At 60.2% G+C, this 15415-nt stretch carries 13 protein-coding genes; 6 read left to right on the top strand and 7 right to left on the bottom strand.

Going from position 1 to position 15415, the window contains the following annotated elements; all coding sequences use genetic code 11:
- Positions 1–204 precede the first annotated feature (204 nt).
- The 3 genes from glgA to rsmC form a co-directional block, all read right to left on the bottom strand.
- Positions 205–1665, bottom strand: a complete 1461-nt coding sequence (glgA, locus tag NOM06_RS12765) for a glycogen synthase GlgA (protein ID WP_108540481.1) — start codon at positions 1663–1665, stop codon at positions 205–207.
- The gene (glgC, locus tag NOM06_RS12760; protein ID WP_005357829.1) at positions 1655–2872 is read right to left on the bottom strand and encodes a glucose-1-phosphate adenylyltransferase; all 1218 of its coding nucleotides are present in this window, start codon (positions 2870–2872) and stop codon (positions 1655–1657) included. The genes glgA and glgC overlap by 11 nt, the downstream gene beginning before the upstream one ends.
- A 151-nt stretch (positions 2873–3023) precedes the next feature.
- Positions 3024–4052 carry a 16S rRNA (guanine(1207)-N(2))-methyltransferase RsmC gene (rsmC, locus tag NOM06_RS12755; protein ID WP_255911830.1) on the bottom strand — a complete coding sequence of 343 codons (1029 nt, stop codon included), beginning with the start codon at positions 4050–4052 and terminating at the stop codon, positions 3024–3026.
- 280 nt (positions 4053–4332) lie between these two features.
- Here rsmC and dapA point away from each other — a divergent pair, with 280 nt between their 5' ends.
- Positions 4333–5205: a 4-hydroxy-tetrahydrodipicolinate synthase gene (gene dapA, locus NOM06_RS12750; RefSeq protein ID WP_255911829.1), complete on the top strand. Its 873-nt coding sequence runs from the start codon at positions 4333–4335 to the stop codon at positions 5203–5205.
- 78 nt (positions 5206–5283) lie between these two features.
- On the opposite strand, the gene NOM06_RS12745 is transcribed toward dapA, so the two are convergent.
- Positions 5284–6240, bottom strand: coding sequence for an inorganic triphosphatase (locus tag NOM06_RS12745; RefSeq protein WP_255911828.1), 957 nt, complete (start codon positions 6238–6240; stop codon positions 5284–5286).
- Between the two features lie 169 nt (positions 6241–6409).
- Here NOM06_RS12745 and NOM06_RS12740 point away from each other — a divergent pair, with 169 nt between their 5' ends.
- Complete coding sequence (locus tag NOM06_RS12740) at positions 6410–7090, top strand: TIGR00153 family protein (protein WP_005340244.1); 681 nt, start codon at positions 6410–6412, stop codon at positions 7088–7090.
- Between the two features lie 25 nt (positions 7091–7115).
- Positions 7116–8381 carry an inorganic phosphate transporter gene (locus tag NOM06_RS12735; RefSeq protein ID WP_042053268.1) on the top strand — a complete coding sequence of 422 codons (1266 nt, stop codon included), beginning with the start codon at positions 7116–7118 and terminating at the stop codon, positions 8379–8381.
- A 91-nt stretch (positions 8382–8472) separates the two neighbouring features.
- On the opposite strand, the gene NOM06_RS12730 is transcribed toward NOM06_RS12735, so the two are convergent.
- Entirely contained in the window at positions 8473–10929 is a 2457-nt protein-coding gene (locus tag NOM06_RS12730) for a bifunctional aspartate kinase/homoserine dehydrogenase II (protein WP_255911827.1), read from the bottom strand.
- On the bottom strand, positions 10929–12101 hold the full coding sequence (metB, locus tag NOM06_RS12725) for a cystathionine gamma-synthase (protein ID WP_255911826.1): 1173 nt from the start codon (positions 12099–12101) through the stop codon (positions 10929–10931). Before metB ends, NOM06_RS12730 begins: the two co-directional genes overlap by 1 nt.
- Positions 12102–12306: 205 nt before the next feature.
- Between metB and metJ the strand changes: the two genes are divergently transcribed.
- The 3 genes from metJ to NOM06_RS12710 all read left to right on the top strand — a co-directional run bounded on the left by metJ (position 12307) and on the right by NOM06_RS12710 (position 13817).
- On the top strand, positions 12307–12630 hold the full coding sequence (metJ, locus tag NOM06_RS12720) for a met regulon transcriptional regulator MetJ (RefSeq protein ID WP_005340251.1): 324 nt from the start codon (positions 12307–12309) through the stop codon (positions 12628–12630).
- 41 nt (positions 12631–12671) lie between these two features.
- A complete protein-coding gene (locus NOM06_RS12715; RefSeq protein ID WP_255911825.1) occupies positions 12672–13406 on the top strand; it encodes an AraC family transcriptional regulator in 735 nt (244 codons plus the stop codon).
- A gap of 72 nt (positions 13407–13478) precedes the next feature.
- Entirely contained in the window at positions 13479–13817 is a 339-nt protein-coding gene (locus tag NOM06_RS12710; RefSeq protein WP_108541080.1) for a tRNA-binding protein, read from the top strand.
- A gap of 70 nt (positions 13818–13887) precedes the next feature.
- Here the strand turns inward: NOM06_RS12710 and NOM06_RS12705 are convergent, their stop codons facing one another.
- On the bottom strand, positions 13888–15159 hold the full coding sequence (locus tag NOM06_RS12705; RefSeq protein WP_139408588.1) for an aromatic amino acid transport family protein: 1272 nt from the start codon (positions 15157–15159) through the stop codon (positions 13888–13890).
- Between the last annotated feature and the right edge of the window lie 256 nt (positions 15160–15415).

The raw sequence follows: 15415 nt of genomic DNA, 5'->3' as shown, positions 1-15415 counted from the left end.
AGAGGGACTCGAACCCTCACATCCGTGGGACACTAACACCTGAAGCTAGCGCGTCTACCAATTCCGCCACCTTCGCATCACTGCGGAGGGGGATTCTATAGAGTTTTGGGGGAGCGTCAACAGCCAAAGGGGACTTTTTTCGCTGTTGACGCCCAAAGTTGCGCCAAGGGTACAAAACTTCAGCAATCAGCTGACGTTTGGCGTTCAGTAACGGCCCAATGCGCTCTGATACATCCGTTCATACTGGGTGACCGAGTCAGGCCAGTTGAAGCGGGTGCTCATGGCATTGCGCTGCACCTTGGCAAAGCGCTCTTTGTCCTGCAGGAAATAGAGCAGGCTGCGGCGCATGGTATCGAGCAGGATGGCGGCAGTCGGATCGTTGAAGCAGAAGCCGGTGGCATGCTCGGGATCCGCATCCCAATCCACCACGGTATCTTTCAGACCACCCACGGCGCGCACCAGTGGCAGGGTACCATAGGCGAGACTGTACATCTGGTTGAGGCCGCAAGGCTCGAACAACGAGGGCATCAGGAAGAAGTCGGCACCGGCTTCGACCAGATGAGCCAGTCGATCGTCATAGGTGTTGATGAAGGCGAGCTTGCCCGGATAATCCCGGGCCATGGTTTGCAGTTGCGTGGCGAGCGCAGGATCGCCAGAGCCGACGATCACCACTTGTACCTGATGGTGGAGGAATTTCTCCAGCGCAGGGAGCAGCAGGGGAACGCCCTTCTGCTCGGTCAGGCGGCAAACCATGCCGTAGATGGGCAAGTCCGCCACGGCCAGCCCCGCCTCCTGCTGCAGGCTCTGCTTGCAGATCTGTTTGCCTGCCATGTTGTCGATGCTGTAGGTCGCAGGTAGGAATTCGTCGAACTCCGGATCCCAGTCCTTGTAGTCGCAACCGTTGAGGATGCCACAGAGATCCGCCGCCCGTTGCTGGAAGATATGCGCCATGCCGTGGGCGCCGAGGTGAGTCAACAGCTCCTGGGCATAGTTGGGGCTGACCGCATTGATCTTGTCGGCGTAGAGCACCCCGCATTTGAGCAGATTAACGTGGCCGTAGTCGTAGTTGATGCGGCGTTCGTAGTCGGCGATCTCGGGCATGGCCCAGAACTGCTCGCGGCCAAACACCCCCTGAAACGCCGCGTTGTGAATGCTGATCACGCTGCGGGTCTGCTGGAAGAAGGGGTTGTGGGCGTGACGGGTTTTCAGCAGCAGTGGCAGCAGGCCGGTGTGCCAGTCATTGCAGTGGGCGATATCCGGGGCAAAGCCGAGCTGCTCGCAGGCATGGAGGGCCGCGGCCGAGAAGAAGGCAAAGCGCTCGCCATTATCCGGATAGGCCTGATTGTTCTCGGCGTAGAGCTGGGGACGATCGAAATATTGCGGGCAGTCGAGCAGATAGACGCAGACGCCATCCAGCTCCATCTGGTAGATGCGATAACCGATATCGGGCAGCCCGGGGTGGGTTGGCAACCAGCGTGACGCCACCAGTCTGGCCTCATCCCGTCGCTTTATCGTCTTGTAGAAGGGCAGCATGATCCTGACATCATGTCCCTTCTGGGCCAGGTACATCGGCAGGGCTCTGGCGACATCGGCCAGGCCCCCGGTCTTGACCAGCCCCTCAACTTCCGAGGCAACAAACAGGATTTTCAGTGGGTTAATAGCCAACTCTTGCTCCCTTAGGTACCACCACGATACCGCCTTCGGATACGGTAAATCGCTCTCTATCGTGGTCCAGATTTTCACCGATAACGGTGCCTGGCGCAATTTCAACGTTTTTATCAATGATGGCGCGCCGGATGGAGCAGCCTTCACCAATCTTCACGTCCCCCAGCAGCACGGATTCACTGATATGGCTGCACGCGCCGATATTGCAGCGGAAACCAAGGATGGATCGCTGGATCTGGCTGCCCTGAATGAAGCAACCGGCGGAGATCAGCGAGTTGGCGATCTTCACCTTGCACTCGTCGCTGTCGATGAAGGTAGCAGGCGGCAGCGCCGGATAGTGGGTGTGCAGGGGCCACTTGCGGTTATAGAGGGAGAAGGGGGGATTGTCGGCCACCAAGTCCATGTGCGCTTGCCAATACGAGTCGAGGGTGCCCACATCCCGCCAGTAGACGTGCGGTTTCTCGCCGGGGATGACGTTGGTGCTGTAGTCATAGACATAGACGGGGGCACGTGGGTAGAGGCTCGGGATCACATCCTTGCCAAAGTCGTGGCTGGAGTTCTCCTCGGCGGCATCCCGCTTCAACTCGCGGCAGAGCGCTTCGGTCTCGAAGATGTAGTTGCCCATGGAGACCAGCGCCTGGGTCGGATCGCCGGGAATGTGTTTCGGCTGTTTCGGTTTCTCCTGAAAGCCGATCATCCGCCCTTCGGTATCCACCTCGATCACCCCGAAGGCGCTCGCTTCTTCGATGGGCATGCGAAGTGCCGCGACCGTCATGGCGGCGTTCTTCTGCTTGTGGAAGGTGACCATCTGGCTCACATCCATCTTGTAGATGTGGTCGGAGCCGAAGATGCAGACATGATCCGGTTCGGCCCGCTCGATAAAGCCGAGGTTCTGGTAAATGGCGTCGGCGGTGCCGTCATACCAGCGTTTGCCCATCCGCATCTGGGCCGGGATGGGATCGATAAAGCGGTCGGTGATGCCGACGATATTCCACCCCTTCTTCATGTGCAGGTAAAGGGACTGGGATTTGAATTGGGTCAGTACATAGATACGCAGAAAGTCGGCGTTGACGAAGTTGTTGAGGACAAAGTCGATCAGCCTGTAGCTGCCACCAAAGGGGACGGAAGGCTTGCTGCGGGTAGTGGTCAGAGGCTGCAGGCGAGTACCTTCGCCACCAGCCAGGATCATGGTCAATATGCCTGCCATCGTATTTCTCTCCCTGAATTAACAACATGAAAAGGTTTTCAATGTTCGGTATAAAAACACCCCTAAAGGGGTGGTTTTTATCATGCGCTTAATACCTTATCAGATGCCGGATGGCGCTCTCTAGCTGTTTTATTGTGCTGCTTACACTTATTTACATTTTGCTCAGATAGACCTTGAATTTGGCATCACTGCTGATCACTTCAGTCCGTTTGAAGTGTGTCTCCAGTATAGGCTGGTAGCGCAAGAAGGCGTTGGCAACAATGGTCAGCGAACCATTTGACAGCAAAAATTCCGGCGCCTTGGCCAGGAACTGCTCGGTTGCCGCATAGAAGGTTTTGAGACCCGCATGGAATGGCGGGTTGGAGACGATGTGCTGGAAACGGGTGGAGACATCCGAGTAGACATCGGAAGCGGTGACCTTGCCCTGCAGACCGTTGATCGCCAGGGTGCGGCGGCTCGATTCGAGCGCCAGCGCGCTGATATCCACCATGTTGACCTGCAGATCCGGATTGCGCTTGGCCAGTACGGACCCAATCACCCCGGCGCCGCAGCCGAAATCGAGCAGCTCGCCCTTCATCGGCGGCACCGCGGCCAGCAGCATCTGGGTGCCGAGATCCAGCTCGGCGGCGCTGAATACGCCGGGCAGTGCCAGCACGGTCAGCTCGGTATCACCCGCCTTGCACTGGTAGCGGCCAAACCAGCTATCCAGATCGAACGGGGCGACCGGTTGGCTCAGCTCACCGTGATAGAGGGAGCAGCGGCGCGCCGAATCGCGCTTGACCGGCTTTTCGCCATAGGGGGCCAGCAGCTTGTCGGCGCCATTGATGCCGCCGCGGTTTTCACCGGCGAGGAACAGATCGGCACCCGCTTCCAGCAAGGGGGTCATCATGGCCAGCAGATATTGTGCCTCGGCCTTGGCCTTGGGCATCAGCAGTAACAGGGCATCGAAGCGGGGCGTTCCGCCTAGCTGGTGGTCGAACAGAATGGCCTCGCCGAGGGCGGCCTGCTGGCTGCGGTAGTAGCAGTAATCGGTAGTAAAGACGGTCAGGGTCTGGGCCAGGCTCGCCAGCTGGCGGGGATAGTCATCCTCCAGCGCGCCACAGACAAGTAGCCGCTTGCCGACAAAGAGGGCTTGGTTTCGTTCCAGCATCTGGCTGACGGCACTGATTGGGCTGCTCATCGGGTCTCTCCACGCAATTTTGGGCGGCCATTATACATAGCCCCTTTCGCCTTGACATTTATGCCGTGTTCCCGAAATATGCCCAGACACCATTTTTTGACCAGAGATGACGAAATGCGGTTCAACGGGTTGAAACGAAAGCACAAAAAAAGCCTGAAATTCGGGCCTGCCGACGTTCGCGCGTAACCTCTCATCCCTGAGAAGCTTCAAACCCCGGTTGCGCACATCGTACCGGGGTTTTTTATTGCCATATGCGCGTCATTTAGGAGAAGGAGATCCCATGTTTCAAGGTTCAATCGTTGCGTTGATCACCCCGTTTCGACAGGGAAAGCTGGATGAAGAGGCGCTGCTGCGTCTGGTTGAGTGGCATATCGAGCAGGGTACTCACGGCATTGTGCCGGTCGGTACCACGGGTGAGAGCCCGACCCTGACCCACGACGAGCACTGCCGGGTGGTGGAGCTGGTGGTCAAACAGGTCGCTGGCCGTATTCCGGTGATTGCCGGAGCGGGCTCCAACAATCCGGTCGAAGCCATCGAGTACACCCTCCATGCCGAGCGGGTGGGCGCCGATGCCACCCTGCATGTAGCCGGTTACTACAACCGTCCCAATCAGGAGGGGCTTTACCACCACTTCAAGGCAGTACACGATGCCACCGCCAAGCCGATCATCGTCTACAACATCCCGCCGCGCGCCATCGTTGACGTGCAACCGGCGACCCTGGCCCGTCTGGCCGAGCTGCCGCGCATTGCCGGGGTGAAAGACGCGACTGGCGATCTGGCCCGCCCCTGGACCGAGCGCCAGCTGATCAAAAAGCCCTTCTCTTGGCTCTCCGGTGAAGATGCTACTGCCGTGGCCTACAACATCGGCGGTGGTCAGGGTTGTATCTCGGTGACCGCCAACGTGGCCCCCAAGCTGGTGGCCGAGGTTCAAAATTTGGCGCTGGCTGGCAAGTGGCAAGAAGCGCGTGAGCTGCAAGACCGGCTGATTCCGCTCCATCAGGCGATGTTTGCCGAGCCGAGCCCGGCCGGTGCCAAATTTGCCGCTTCCCTGCTCGGTTTCTGTAGCGAGGAGTGTCGTCTGCCGGTGATGCCGCTGTCGGAGGCGACTCGCGAGCGCATTCGCAGCGCCATGCAGCAGCTCAACCTGCTGTAGTGCAAAACGGGTGAGCCAAGGCTCACCCGTTTTGTTTTTGGCTTTTGTTTCTGGCCTTTATTTACGACATCGCCCCACTCAGGCTGCGTGATGCAGCCATGCGGTGATGGCCAGCTGCAACTCGACATATGCCGGATAGAGGAAGAGCTCGGCCAGCTCGGCAGGCCACTCGTCATGCTCGTCCGATTGGGCTTGCAGGCTGGTCAGGGCGGGCAGCCAGGGCGCTGGTTGTGGCAGCGTGGCCGCACTGCGGGCGACCAGATCGATCCCCTGGCACAGGGCTGCGAGTGCCTGCTGTTGAACGCCTTTATCCTGCGGATGCTCCAGCCAGAGCTGCTCGTGATGCTGCCAGTGACGCAGCCCCTCGCTTACCCCCGTTATGCCATCCATACCTTCATGCTCGACCAGCGCCTGCAGGGCCAGCGGTTTGCCAAGACCAGCCAGTCGATAGCCGCGCTGGGCCTTGGATTGGGCGCCGAGACGCAGCCCGCCAATCCTGGCAAGGCGCCGGGCCAGTGCAAACAGCGCCGCGGTAGCGCCTGATTTGAGTTCCAGTTCCAGCTCGTTGATGGTGGTGCTGCCTTGACTGCCGACTATCTCTCCCTGATCCCAGGCCAGCTCAATCTCGGCCCCCTCGAAGGCGATCAGCCAATGGCGGCGCAGGAAGTCGGTACGAAACTGGGCGACCAGCTGTTGCTGAATGTGGTCGCGCTCGGTCAGAGTCGGCCAAATCTTATCGGGAAAGGCCGAGAGGGTCGGCAGATCGCCGCTGACAGGGGTGTTGTACTCGGGTCTGGCGTGCAGGCCGCCCACCACCTGGCCGCGGCATTTGATGGTCTGTTCGGCAAAGGCATCGCAGCGGCGAATGCGCAGCCCCATCTCCAGCTGGCGCAGAGCCAAGGTCGGCGTATCGAAATAGACGTTGCCGAGCTGCTGTTGTGATGATTCTTTAATCTCAAGAGAATTCAGCAGGTTGGATAACTCGGCTTGAATGTCGCGGGCGACAAAAAACTTTATCTCGATCTCAGTTTGCATAGTCATTCCGGGCTGGCAGGCAACTTTGGGGGGCAGGATTCGGGTCGCGGGGATATAATGCCCGCGAGACGACTAGATTAATTCGCGGTTTAATTGAGGGCGCAGTTCGGTTACCATGCGCGCCTCATAAAATCGTATCGAGTGTTTTTTCACCGACACAGGTTTGGCCATGCCAGTAAATACTATTTTGGGGCTTTTTGCCAAGTCCCCCATCAAGCCGCTGCAGAAGCATATCGTCAAGGTTCACCAGTGCTCCCAGCAGTTGGTTCCCTTCTTTGACGCCGTTGCCGAAGACCGTTGGGAAGATGCCGAGAAGATCCGGCAGCAGATCGCCCAACTGGAAAAAGAGGCAGATACCCTCAAGCGTGAAATCCGTCTGAAACTGCCTCGCGGCCTGTTCCTGCCGGTTGCACGTACCGACCTGCTGGAGCTGTTGACCCAGCAAGACAAGATTGCCAACCGTGCCAAGGATATCTCCGGCCGCATGCTTGGCCGTCGCATGGAGTTCCCCGCCGAAATGCGGACGGATTTCATGGCTTACCTCAAACGTTGTATTGATGCGACCGCTCAGGCCGAGAAAGCGATCGGGGAGCTCGACGAGCTGCTCGAGACCGGCTTCAAAGGACGGGAAGTGGAAATGGTTGCCGAGATGATCCACCAGCTGGATCTGATCGAGGACGATACAGACACCATGCAGATCGGACTGCGCCAACAGCTGCAAGCGGTTGAGCACAATTACAATCCGATCGATGTGATGTTCCTTTACAAGATCCTCGAATGGGTAGGTGACCTGGCAGATCAGGCCGAGCGCGTAGGCGCCCGTCTGGAACTGATGCTGGCTCGTTCGTAATCGACTGACTGGGTAAACACTATTAATGGACATTATCGCGAATTACGGCACCACTTTGGTGCTCGTGGCGGCCTTGTTCGGCTTTTTGATGGCTTGGGGCATTGGCGCGAATGACGTGGCCAACGCCATGGGGACATCGGTCGGCACCAAATCCCTGACCATCCGTCAGGCGATCATCATCGCCATGATCTTCGAATTTGCCGGTGCCTATCTGGCCGGTGGCGAAGTGACGGCCACCATCCGTAACGGCATCATCGACAGCAATGCGTTTGCCGATACGCCGGATCTGCTGGTGCTCGGCATGATCGCCTCCCTGCTGGCGGCGGGCGCCTGGTTGATCCTGGCCTCCTACTTCGGCTGGCCTGTCTCCACCACTCACTCCATCATCGGCGCCATCGTCGGTTTTGCGGTGGTGAGCATTGGCCCGGAAGCGGTGCAGTGGAGCAAGTTTGGCGGCATCGTCGGCTCCTGGGTCATCACCCCGGCCATCTCAGGTGTCATCGCCTACTTCATGTTCATCAGCGTGCAGAAGCTTATCTTCAACACTGATGATCCCCTGAACAACGCCAAGCGCTATGTGCCGTTCTACATGTTCCTGACTGCGCTGGTTATCTGTCTGGTGACCATCAAGAAGGGGCTGACCCACGTTGGTCTGCACCTGAGCGATGGCGAGGGCATTCTGCTCTCCATCGCCATCTCCATCGCAGTGGCGTTTGCCGGCTGGATCTACATTCGCGGCCAGAAGTACAACCCGCAGGATGACAGCAAGATGCACTTCGCCAACGTGGAGAAGGTGTTCGGCATCCTGATGGTGATCACTGCCTGTGCCATGGCCTTTGCCCACGGCTCCAACGACGTGGCCAACGCCATTGGCCCGCTCTCTGCGGTGGCCTCTATCGTGGCTTCCGGTGGCGAGATTTCCAGTCAGGCAGCCATTGCCTGGTGGATCCTGCCGCTGGGCGGTATCGGTATTGTGATCGGTCTGGCGACCATGGGCGAGAAGGTGATGGCGACGGTCGGTACCGGCATCACTCACCTGACCCCGAGCCGCGGTTTTGCCGCCCAGCTGGCGACTGCCGCGACCGTGGTGATTGCCTCCGGTACCGGTCTGCCCATCTCCACCACCCAGACCCTGGTCGGTGCTGTGATGGGTGTCGGTCTGGCGCGCGGCATTGCGGCGCTGAATCTGGGGGTACTGCGCAATATCGTGGTCTCCTGGATCATCACCCTGCCTGCCGGTGCCATTTTGGCTATCGCCATCTTCTACGTGCTGCAGGCCTGCTTCTCCTAATCGAAGCGGCATTCAGCAAAAAGCCCGAGTCATCGACTCGGGCTTTTTTATTGTGCGCGGGAGAGAGGTGCTGCTCCCTTTGCAATCTGCCTTAGAGGTTGGCGCAGATCTGCCACAGATCGTACTGGATAGCGGCGGCGGTCACTTCCCGACCTGCTCCTGGCCCCTGAATCACCAGAGGGTTGGTGCGGTAGCTGTCGCTCTCGATGGCGAAAATGTTGTCGCACGGCAAGAGGTTGGCAAACGGGTGGTGCGGCTCCAGCGCCTCCAGCCCGACCCGCGCCTTACCGTCATGCTCGAAGCGGGCCACGTAGCGCAGCACCTTGCCAAGGCGCTTTGCCCCCTCGAAGGCGGTCTGGATCGGGCCATCCAGCTCTTTCAGCCTGTCCATGAACTGATCCGGAGTTACCTTGCGCAGCGGGACGGGCACCAGATTCTCCAGCTCGATATCGGCGGAGTCGAGCTCGAAGCCCGCCTCCCGCGCCAGAATGAGCAGCTTGCGACGCACATCCTGACCGGAGAGATCCTCGCGGGGATCCGGTTCGGTCAGACCATGCTGCCACGCCTCATCCACCAGCTCGGAGAAGGGGCGGGTGCCGTCATACTGCTGGAACAGCCAGGAGAGGGTGCCGGAGAAGATGCCGGAGACTCCCTGAATACGGTCGCCGCTCTGGCGCAGCATCTGGATGCTGGACTGGATCGGCAGGCCAGCGCCCACGGTGGCGTTGTAGCGCCACTGCACCTGATGGTCGCGGCAGGTCTGTTTGATGCGCTGGTAGAACTCGCTGTCGGCGGCACCGGCAAACTTGTTGGCGGCGATGATATGAATGCCGAGCTGGGCGAAGTCGGGGTAGTAGCGGCTCACCGTTTCGCTGGCGGTCAAATCGATGGCGATCAGGGTGTCGAAGCTGTGTTGTTCCAGCTGGGCCAGCAGTTCGGGCCAGATCAGTGCTTTGGGGACAAAGTTGTCCTGCACCTTGAGCGGATCCAGTCCCTCTTCATCGAGCAGGCCCCCTTCCGAGCTGAACACCCCGTAGAGGGTGAGCGCCAGATTGAGTTCATGTTCGAGGCGGGCTTTTTCGCGGGCATAGAGGCTCAGCCAGTGGCCGCCGATATTGCCCTTGCCGAACACCACCAGACCGACCCGATTCGGGCGGCTGAACAGGGCGCTGTGCATGGCGATGAGCAGGGGCTCCAGCACCACTTGGCGCAGCACGGCCACCAGACTCAGGCCATCTTTGGCCACCTGGACGAACTCCAGCGGCTGATCCGCCAGCAGCTGGTAGAAGCGGTGGCACTGCTCGGCATTGTCGGTGACGCCAGCCCCCACCAGCGCAACCAGACTGTACCCCTCCTTCTGGATGAGGCCAGTGAAGCTCCCTTGCAGCTGAAAGTCGCGTAGCAGCTCGAAGGCCCCTTGTGCCACTTCGAGGGTATAGGCGAGGCGCAGGATCCGGCGATCCGGCTGGCGCTGCAGGGTGAGCGGATTGAGACGGTGACGGGCCAGATGGGCCTCGATGGTGGCCACTGTCTGCTCATAGTTGGTTTGTGGCAGCACCTTCAGCTCGATGAGGGCGATCTGATCCACCGAGGAGACGATGCGGGCACCGCCGGAGCGGGGGGCGCGGCGCAGGATGTGGGTGCAGCCCTCGTCCGGGTTGTAGCTACAGCGCAGGGTGAGGCGCTGGCGGCTGTCGGCCACCGGTTGCAGGGTACGGGAGTGCAAGACCGAGGAGCCGAGGCGGGCCAGCTCGTTGGCTTCGGCGAGGCTCAGGCGCTCCAGCAGGCGTGCCTCCTTCACCCGGCGCGGGTCGGCACTGTAGACCCCCGCCACGTCGCTCCAGATGGTGGTGGATTCGCCGTCTGCCAGCAGCGCCAACAGGCTGGCGCTGTAGTCGGAACCGTTGCGACCGAGCAGCAGGGAGCGGCCTTCCATATCGGCGGCAATAAAGCCGGTCACCACGATGCGACCGGCATGCTCCGCCAGTCGCGCCTTGAGCAGTTCGCTGGAGAGCGCAGTATCCACCTTGACCAGAGCGCCATCCTCGGCACGCAGGAAGCTGCGGGCATCGAGCCAGATGGCCTTGTCGCCGCGGCTGGTGAGCAGGGCCGCCAGCAGGCGCGCCGACCACACCTCGCCAAAGGCGAGCAGGCCGTTGCGGGCGAAGCGGTCAAACTGTCCCTCAAGCGTCTTGGCGATGAGCTGCATGTCGTCGGCCAGCTGTTTGCTCAGATCGAGCTGCAGTTCACCTTCCAGCAGGCCGTCGATCAGCCCCTGCTGATAGGCGTGGAGGGCGGCGATGGCTTCGCCAGCAGCTTCATCACCCGCTTCGGCCAGCTCCACCAGCTGGATCAGCCGGTTGGTGGTCTTGCCGGCGGCGGAGACTACGATCAGCTCGTCGCCACCCACCTGTTGTTCAACGATGCTGGCGACCCGGCGATAACAGACCGGATCCGCCAGACTGCTGCCACCAAATTTGTGGACGTGACGTCGCTTCAAGCCTGCTTCTGTTGCCACCGCGATCTCTCCTTGTTGCTGCTGTTCCATTACTTCGCTACCTGTTCTGCCTGCTGCGCCTGTGCAAAAGCCTGTGCCAGATCGGCCACCAGATCTTCACCGTGTTCAATACCGACCGACAACCGCAGCAGCTGGGCGCTGATGCCAGCTGCCTGTTGTGCGACCGGGGTCATGGCCCTGTGAGTCATGCTGGCCGGATGGGCCACCAGACTCTCCACTCCGCCGAGGGACTCGGCTACCGAGAAGAGGGTGAGGGCCGCGAGGAAGGCGCGAATGCCAGCCTCGCTGCAATCGAGTTCAAAACTTAGCATGGCGCCGAAGCCGGACTGTTGACGGCGCGCAATATCGTGGCCCGGATGGCTCGGCAGGCTGGGGTGATAGATGCGTTTCACCAGCGGCTGCTGTTGCAGGAAGGCGAGGATGCGGTCGGTATTCTCCTGATGGGTGCGCAATCTGGGGGCCAGAGTGCGCAGACCGCGCAGGGTGAGGTAGGAGTCGAATGCCCCGGAGGTGAGCCCCAGACAGTTGGCCCACCACACCAGCGACTCGGCCAGTGCGGCCTCCTTGGCAATCGCCACTCCGCCCACCACGTCTGAGTGACCGTTGATGTACTTGGTGGTGGAGTGCACCACCACATCGGCACTGAGGGACAGGGGTTGTTGCAGCAGGGGAGATAGGAAGGTGTTGTCCACCACTACCTGTGCACCCACCTCATGAGCGGCGCTGGCAATAGCGCTGATATCCACCACCCGCAGCAGCGGGTTGGAGGGGGTCTCCACCCATACCAGCGCAGGCTTTTGCGCCAGTGCGGCGGCCAGAGCGGCCTCATCCCCCTGATCGACAAACTGCACCCGGTAGTGTCCCTTGGCCGCCAGATACTCGAACAGGCGCCAGGTGCCACCGTAGCAGTCGTGGGGAGCGATCAGCAGATCCCCCGCCTTGAGCAGGGCGGTGGTGACCAGATGGATGGCTCCCATGCCGGTGCCGGTGACCACGGCGCCAGCGCCCCCTTCCAGCGCCGCCAGCGCGTCCGCCAGATTGGTGCGGGTCGGATTGCCGGAGCGGGCATAATCGTATTGACGGGGCTCGCCAAAGTCGGCAAAGGTGTAGTTGCTGGAGAGGTAGATGGGGGGCACCACGGCACCGTGTTGCTGGTCTGTCTCAATCCCGGTGCGAACCGCCAGGGTAGCCTTGTGGGTCATATCACTCTCCTTGATGTCTCTTTACACGCCGGCATCTTGCTGCCACGCGCCATCCCGCCATTGCGGGCTCATGGTCAACCACACTACGCCAGCTTAAAAAAGCCGTCAACACTTCCAGACGTCTAAATGGCTTTGCTGTTGGATTGCCATTAATTTCCTTAAGGGTTAAAATCCGCGCTCACGGCTAAATGAGAACAGGTGAGTCATGGGAACAGAGTGGAACGGCGACTACGTCAGCCCCTACGCGGAACACGGTAAGAAGAGCGAACAGGTCAAGAAGATTACCGTCTCGATCCCGCTCAAGGTGTTGAAAGTGTTGACCGATGAGCGCACCCGCCGTCAGGTGAACAACCTGCGTCATGCGACCAACAGCGAGCTGCTCTGTGAAGCCTTCCTGCACGCTTTCACCGGCCAGCCGCTCCCTTGCGACGAAGATTTGCGCAAGGATCAACCGGACAGCGTCCCGGCCGAAGCGCGCGCCATCATGGAAGCGCTGGGCAAAGAGATCGAAGATTTCGACAAGGAATAATCCCCAATGACGCGGCCCTGGCCGCGTCATTGCTATCTGCCATGTCCCGCTTCAGCCTGCGTCACTATCACCACCACGTCTGCAGCCATAGCCACGACTTTGCCCAGCTGGTGATCCCCCTCGACGGCCCCCTCGAGATCGAGGTGCAGGGCCGGGGGCGCAGGCTTGCCCCCGGTTCTGTCTGCGTCATCGCTCCCGGCGAGCGGCACGATTATGCCGCCGATCCGGCGCTTTCGTTTCTGGTGCAGGAGAGCGACTGGCTGCCCGGCGATCTGGCGGCCTGCCCCTTTATCGAGCTGGATGAGCCCCAGCGCCACTACCTCGCGTTTCTGCACCGCATGGTGGCCGAGGGGCGGCAGGTGGTGGGCATGGAGCAGGTGTGGCTCTCCCTGCTGGCGCAAGGGCAGGGGATGCAGAGCACTGCCACCCCGCGTCTTGCCGCCCGCATCCTCAAGGTGCAACGCCATATCGAGGCCAACCTCGCCGCCCCGCTGACCAATCAGCAACTCGCCGCCATCGCCTGCCTTGGCCAGAGCCAGTTCAAGCTCGCCTTTCGCCAGCAGTTGGGGGTGAGCGTCTCCCACTACATTCGCAGTCGACGCATGGCGCTGGCGCGTACCCTGCTTGCCGGTACGCAACTGCCCGTCGGCGAGATTGCCAGCCGCTGCGGTTACCAGAATCAGGGGGCCTTCAGCGAGCGCTTCCTGGCCGAGAACGGGCTTACTCCGTCCCTCTGGCGCCAGCAAAACGGCTACCTGCCGCAACGAAACGGCTGATCGCCGAAGACGGGATGCTCTCTTTGGGCCATGCTGCGGGTCATGCAAGGTGCACGATAAACAGGAGCCGAAATGGAGACGATTAGCTGGCAGGATTTCGAGATGGTGGAGCTGAGGGTGGGTACTCTGGTGCGGGTCGAGCCGTTCCCCGAGGCGCGCAAACCGGCCTACAAGGTGTGGGCGGATTTTGGCCCCGAACTGGGGGTTCGCAAGAGCAGTGCCCAGATCACCGCCCTCTACCAGCCAGAGCAGCTGGTGGGCCGCCAGATCATCGCCGTAGTCAACTTCCCGACCAAGCAGATAGGGCCGTTTCAGTCGGAGTTTCTGCTGACCGGTTTCTACCGGCCAGATGGCGCCGTGGTGATGGCCATTCCCGAGCAGGCGGTGGAGAACGGCGCCAAGCTGGGCTGAGTTCACATCTGAACAGAGACAAGAGAGGCGACCCAAGGTCGCCTCTCTTTTTGTTATCTGCTGCGAGTCGTTACTTCAACAGGCTGAAGATCAGCGCCGATACCGCCAGCGAACCGGTCAGCAGGATAAAGCCGTTGGTCCAGCCGTGACGGAAGCGGGCCAGCGCCTCCACCTTATAGATGGCAATCACCGGCATGATGAACAGGATCATGGCGATGACCGGGCCGGAGAGGGTTTCCATCAGCCCCAGAATGCCCGGGTTGATGACTGCAGCACCCCAGATAGAGAAGAACATCAGGGCGATGCCGACTTTGTCCGCCTTGGCCAGCGGCAGGCCGGTGGGCTTGGCGATCAGGCTTTTCAGGCTCTCGCGGGCACCGAGGAAGTGGCCAAGGAAGGAGGAGCTGATGGCGATAAAGGCGATGAGCGGCCCCAGAGTCACGATCACCGGGTTATCGGTGATGTTGGCGAGATAGGAGAGCACAGAGACGTTCTGGGCCTTGGCTTCAGCCAGCTGGGCTGGCGAGAGGCTCAGCACGCAGGAGAAGACGAAGAACAGCACGAAGCCCACCAGCATCACTGTGGTGTTGCGCAGGATCAGGCCGCTCTTGGCTTCGGCCTGCTCGCCATATTCACGGCGCTGCACGTTGGCAAAGCCGGAGATGGCGGCGGCGTGGCTGAAGGCGAACACGGTGACCGGCAGCGCCAGCCAGACGGTGTTGAGGAAGCTGACTCCTTCAAACGCGGTCACTTCCGGCCATTGCCACTGAGGGATCAGGTAGCAGGAGAGGGCCGCCAGAATGGCTGCCAGCGGATAGACCATAAAGGCGAAGGCGCGCAGCATCGCTTTCTCACCCGCCAGCATCACGGCGATCATGGCGAATACCAGTACGCCGGAGAGCATCACCCGATCCGGGGTTGCCATGCCGAGCTGGTTGACCATAAAGCTCTCCACCGTGTTGGTCAGCCCGACCCCGTAGATGAGCAGAATCGGGAAGATGGAGAGGAAATAGAGCGCAGAGATGAGGCGACCGGCCATCTTGCCGAAGTGCTCCTCCGCCACTTCGGTGAAGTCGGCGTGGGGGCGTGAAGAAGAGAGCACGAAGCGCGCCAGCCCGCGGTGGGCGAGGAAGGTCATGGGGCCTGCCAGTACTGCGACGATGACGAGGGGCCAGATGCCGCCCAGACCCAGATTGATGGGCAGGAACAGGATACCGGCGCCAACGGCGGTGCCAAACAGGCTGATAACCCAGTGGGTGTCGTGACGGCGCCAGCGGGTGATGCTGGCAGTGGTGGAGCAGGAACCGGATAGCTCCTTGGTAGCCTCTACAGATAAACTCATTACTAATTCACTTTTTGTTAGTGTTTTAATCTGAGTTTATTATGGTTTGTCGGGATTTAATTCTCAAAAGGCGAGACTGAAACATATCACTGCCATTGCGGGGTTTAGCCAGCGAGATTGGGAATGGAATCTGGATCACAGAATGCAACAAAACTGACAATGGTGATTTTTGTGAAATATAAAACCAAAATTTTATCTTAGCTCGTTTTTTTATTTTGGTTAATCAGGCGTTTTCAGAATTACGTGAAAATCGCAC

Origin of the sequence: Aeromonas sp. JL9 (genome assembly GCF_024436075.1) — a bacterium.
GTDB lineage: Bacteria > Pseudomonadota > Gammaproteobacteria > Enterobacterales > Aeromonadaceae > Aeromonas > Aeromonas veronii.
The sequence above is the reverse complement of the archived record's forward strand: the minus strand, read 5'-3'. Positions and strand labels throughout refer to the sequence as shown.

Bases quoted from the DNA above. Each gene is read 5' to 3' on its own strand.
- glgC (WP_005357829.1), bottom strand. From the start codon at position 2,872: ATGGCAGGCATATTGACCATGATCCTGGCTGGTGGCGAAGGTACTCGC.
- rsmC (WP_255911830.1), bottom strand. From the start codon at position 4,052: ATGAGCAGCCCAATCAGTGCCGTCAGCCAGATGCTGGAACGAAACCAA.
- dapA (WP_255911829.1), top strand. From the start codon at position 4,333: ATGTTTCAAGGTTCAATCGTTGCGTTGATCACCCCGTTTCGACAGGGA.
- NOM06_RS12745 (WP_255911828.1), bottom strand. From the start codon at position 6,240: ATGCAAACTGAGATCGAGATAAAGTTTTTTGTCGCCCGCGACATTCAA.
- NOM06_RS12740 (WP_005340244.1), top strand. From the start codon at position 6,410: ATGCCAGTAAATACTATTTTGGGGCTTTTTGCCAAGTCCCCCATCAAG.
- NOM06_RS12735 (WP_042053268.1), top strand. From the start codon at position 7,116: ATGGACATTATCGCGAATTACGGCACCACTTTGGTGCTCGTGGCGGCC.
- NOM06_RS12730 (WP_255911827.1), bottom strand. From the start codon at position 10,929: ATGGAACAGCAGCAACAAGGAGAGATCGCGGTGGCAACAGAAGCAGGC.
- metB (WP_255911826.1), bottom strand. From the start codon at position 12,101: ATGACCCACAAGGCTACCCTGGCGGTTCGCACCGGGATTGAGACAGAC.
- metJ (WP_005340251.1), top strand. From the start codon at position 12,307: ATGGGAACAGAGTGGAACGGCGACTACGTCAGCCCCTACGCGGAACAC.
- NOM06_RS12715 (WP_255911825.1), top strand. From the start codon at position 12,672: ATGTCCCGCTTCAGCCTGCGTCACTATCACCACCACGTCTGCAGCCAT.
- NOM06_RS12710 (WP_108541080.1), top strand. From the start codon at position 13,479: ATGGAGACGATTAGCTGGCAGGATTTCGAGATGGTGGAGCTGAGGGTG.
- NOM06_RS12705 (WP_139408588.1), bottom strand. From the start codon at position 15,159: ATGAGTTTATCTGTAGAGGCTACCAAGGAGCTATCCGGTTCCTGCTCC.